A 3,011-nucleotide genomic window follows, 5' to 3' on the forward strand; every position below is an offset into this window, starting at 1 on the left:
TTCGAGGCCGGCGCCACGCGCGGTTCCGACGCGATGAAGTGCGGCACCAGCCGCGAGGTGTCGTTGGAGATCGGCCCCGCGCTCTCGCGCAGGATGATCCCGGCCGGCTCGTCGCCGACCACCCACGATCCGATCACGACGCGCCGACAGTCGAAGTCCGGGATCGGCGCCAGCGCCTGTCGGACGTAGCCACTTTCGGCGTACGGGCCATCCTCGGACGCCGCGACCTGCCCGTCCGTGACGATGGTGACGTTGGCGCCCTCGCGCCCGAGCAACGGCTTGCGGGCGAAACTCTTGCCGAGCTCGAACTTGCGCGGATCGTCCTCGAAAAAGGCCGGCAGTAGGTTCGGATGGCCCGGATAGCGCTCCCAGAGTAGGGGCAGGATGCCCTTGTTGCTCAGGACCATCTTCCAGGCCGGCTCGACGAAAGTCGTGCCGCTGGTGGCGATCGCCGGCCCAAAGCTGTCCCGCAGGAGCCACTCCCATGGGTATAGCTTGAACAGCAGGCGGACTGGCTCGCCGCTGCGATCGACGAAAGACGAGCGTCCGCCCTTTTGCTGCAGTCCGATGTCCGACAGGTCCACGAGGCGCACCTTGAGCCCGGATTGCGCGGCGCAATCGGCGAGGTAGCCTACCGTGCCGCGGTCCTCCGGGAACTCGGTCATGCAGGTCAAGTGCAGCGCGTCGCCAACCCGGGCCCGGATCTCGACGAGGCGGGCGAGCAGGCGCTCGTGGACCGAGTTGAACTGATCCGCGTCCGTTGGCAGCGCGCCGCTGGCTCGAATGTCTTCCAGCCAGCGCCACTGGAACACCGCCGTCTCGAACAGGGCGGTCGGTGTGTCCGCGTTGTACTCCAGGAGCTTCGCCGGCCCGGCGCCGTCGTAGGCCAGATCGAAGCGGCCGTAGAGATACGGGTCGCGGGCGCGGTGGCTGCGGGTCACCAGGCCGTGGGCCCAGTCCGGGATGCCGAGCCGCGCCATCAGCGCCGGGCTCTCTGCGATTTCGGCGGCGAGGTCGAGGCACAGCCGGTGCAGCTCAGCGGTCGGCGCCTCAAGGCCCTGCTCGATCTGCTCAAGGGTGAAGGCGTAGGCCGCGTCCTCGCACCAGACGGTGTGACCGTCTTCGCTGGTGTGGAAGTCATAGCCGGCTTCATTGGCGGTCTCGCGCCAGTCCCCACGCGGGTTGAGGATGTGGCGGCGCATTATCCACCTGCGCCGTGCGCGCCCGCCGCACGGCCCGACCCGCCGAAGCCGCCGAACGTCGTGGTGCCTGTGGCGGCGCTCGCTCCGGACGCACCGGACGATGCGCCGCCATGGAAGGAACCGGAAAACCCACCATGGCCGCCGGATGACGATGTCCCGGTGCTCCTGCCGGTGGGATCCTGTGCGGGTGATCGCCCATCGCTACACCCCGGCGAGGCGGAGCTCACGCCACGATCACAGCCCGGTTGGGCCGGGCTTTCCACCACCTGCTGTGGGCGGGGGCTCGGCGTGGCGGTCCGGCTGTACTGCCAGCCAGCGAGTGCCGTTGAGCCGAGCAGCACGAGGGTGACCTGATGCGATCGCTTCAGAGTCGGCCTGCTGCGCTCGCCCAATGGGGTCGGACCCGGCGAGGGAGCAGCGCGACGGCCGAAGATCGGTTGAGCACCGCGCCGCAGCATCGGAGACCCTCTGTTTTCGAGCCAGATGTTACCGAAGTGTCAGTTACTTTTCTTGTTCTGAATGCGACCGCGGCGCTGAAAAACCTAGGTTGTCCCTCTCATGGATAATCCAGCGCTCACGCAGCATCTGCAACTGGCAGCAACATCGCGGGGGAAATCCAGCCACGGAACGACAGAGCGTCGTGACGATCGGCACCAGCCCCCCCGTCCGATCGTGCATGGCGCGAAGCTCAGTCGTTCCATTCGGGGAGCTGTCGCCGACCGACACTCGCTGGCGTGCGCGGGATCCGGGTGCTGCTGCGGCGACGGAAGGCAGGAAGCCGGTCAATCGCCGTTGTCATATCGCTGGGCGTTGGAGTTCGCGACGGCGAGAGTTTAAGCCCACGCGATGTTCGATGACGTGGCCGCTCGGCGCTATCTCGCAGGACTGGCCCCGGTCGCTCGGGGCTCGGTGCGCTGGCTTATCTACGATGATGCCCGGCAATGGGTTTCGGTCGTGGATGGCGAGATCGCCCCGCTGCGAGAAAACTGCGAGCAGGTGCTCAGAGCATCGGGGGAGGGCGACGTCAGGGCATCCTTCATCGATGCGATCCGCGAGTTCCTAGCTGAGGGGACCGATTACACCCCACAGATCGTCGCCCTCTCGTGCGCCGTGTTGATGCAGAGCATCGGTGATCTCGACGCGGTTTTCGCTCAGATACAGTCTGACGTCATGGCGACCCTCGTCCAAGCCGAGGATGTAGTGGTTCGCCCTGTCGCCACCTAATTGAGGCCGGCGCAGTCGCGGGGCGGTGTGGCATATTCGGTCCAGATCCAAACAATGCGAGCGTTCCTCGTTGTTAGCCCTTCACCTTTGACGTGCATACTATGCGGGCATAGCCAAGGGCACCTTCGATGATCGAGCGTCGGGTAGAAGATCGAACCTGCCTCAACATCCCCGGCATGATCCTGGTCGACGAGCACAAGACCGTCCCCTGCATCATCGCCGACCGCTCAGCGACCGGCATCCGGGTCACGTTGGCAAATACCGAAAACCTGCCGGACGTCTTCATCCTCACCTTCGACGACACCGGTGAGGCGCTCGTCTGTCGCGCGGCTTGGCGAAAGGCTGACCAGATCGGCTGCATCGCCGACGTGCTGGTGACCGCCTGGCTGGTGAAGCCTACGCTTTGGCCGCAGGTGGCTTGGCACTGAAGCGCCGCGCTACTCCGCCGCTTGCCGCTTCGCCTGCCCGCCGCCCCCCCAAGTCCGATGGCCTTGGCGAGGGCGGAGCGCTGCTCGGCGAGCCGACTCGGGTCGGAAACAGAATGGCCGCTTTGGAGAAGCGCCGGCTGCGGTCCTGGCGTCTGAG

3 protein-coding genes are annotated in these 3,011 nt (G+C 66.4%); 2 read left to right on the plus strand and 1 reads right to left on the minus strand.

All coding sequences use genetic code 11. From position 1 onward, the window contains the following. The coding region (locus OXS49_RS32995) for a glutathionylspermidine synthase family protein (RefSeq protein WP_267428716.1) at window positions 1-1,202 on the minus strand (1,202 nt) is incomplete at its 3' end. Window positions 1,203-2,048: 846 nt separating this feature from the next. Between OXS49_RS32995 and OXS49_RS33000 the strand changes: the two genes are divergently transcribed. Together OXS49_RS33000 and OXS49_RS33005 are read left to right on the plus strand one after the other, a co-directional pair. Then, on the plus strand, window positions 2,049-2,426 hold the full coding sequence (locus OXS49_RS33000; protein ID WP_267428717.1) for a hypothetical protein: 378 nt from the start codon (window positions 2,049-2,051) through the stop codon (window positions 2,424-2,426). 176 nt (window positions 2,427-2,602) lie between these two features. Further along, a complete protein-coding gene (locus OXS49_RS33005; RefSeq protein ID WP_267428718.1) occupies window positions 2,603-2,854 on the plus strand; it encodes a PilZ domain-containing protein in 252 nt (83 codons plus the stop codon). Window positions 2,855-3,011: the final 157 nt, after the last annotated feature.

This window comes from Methylobacterium sp. GC_Met_2, from assembly GCF_026540795.1.
GTDB lineage: Bacteria > Pseudomonadota > Alphaproteobacteria > Rhizobiales > Beijerinckiaceae > Methylobacterium.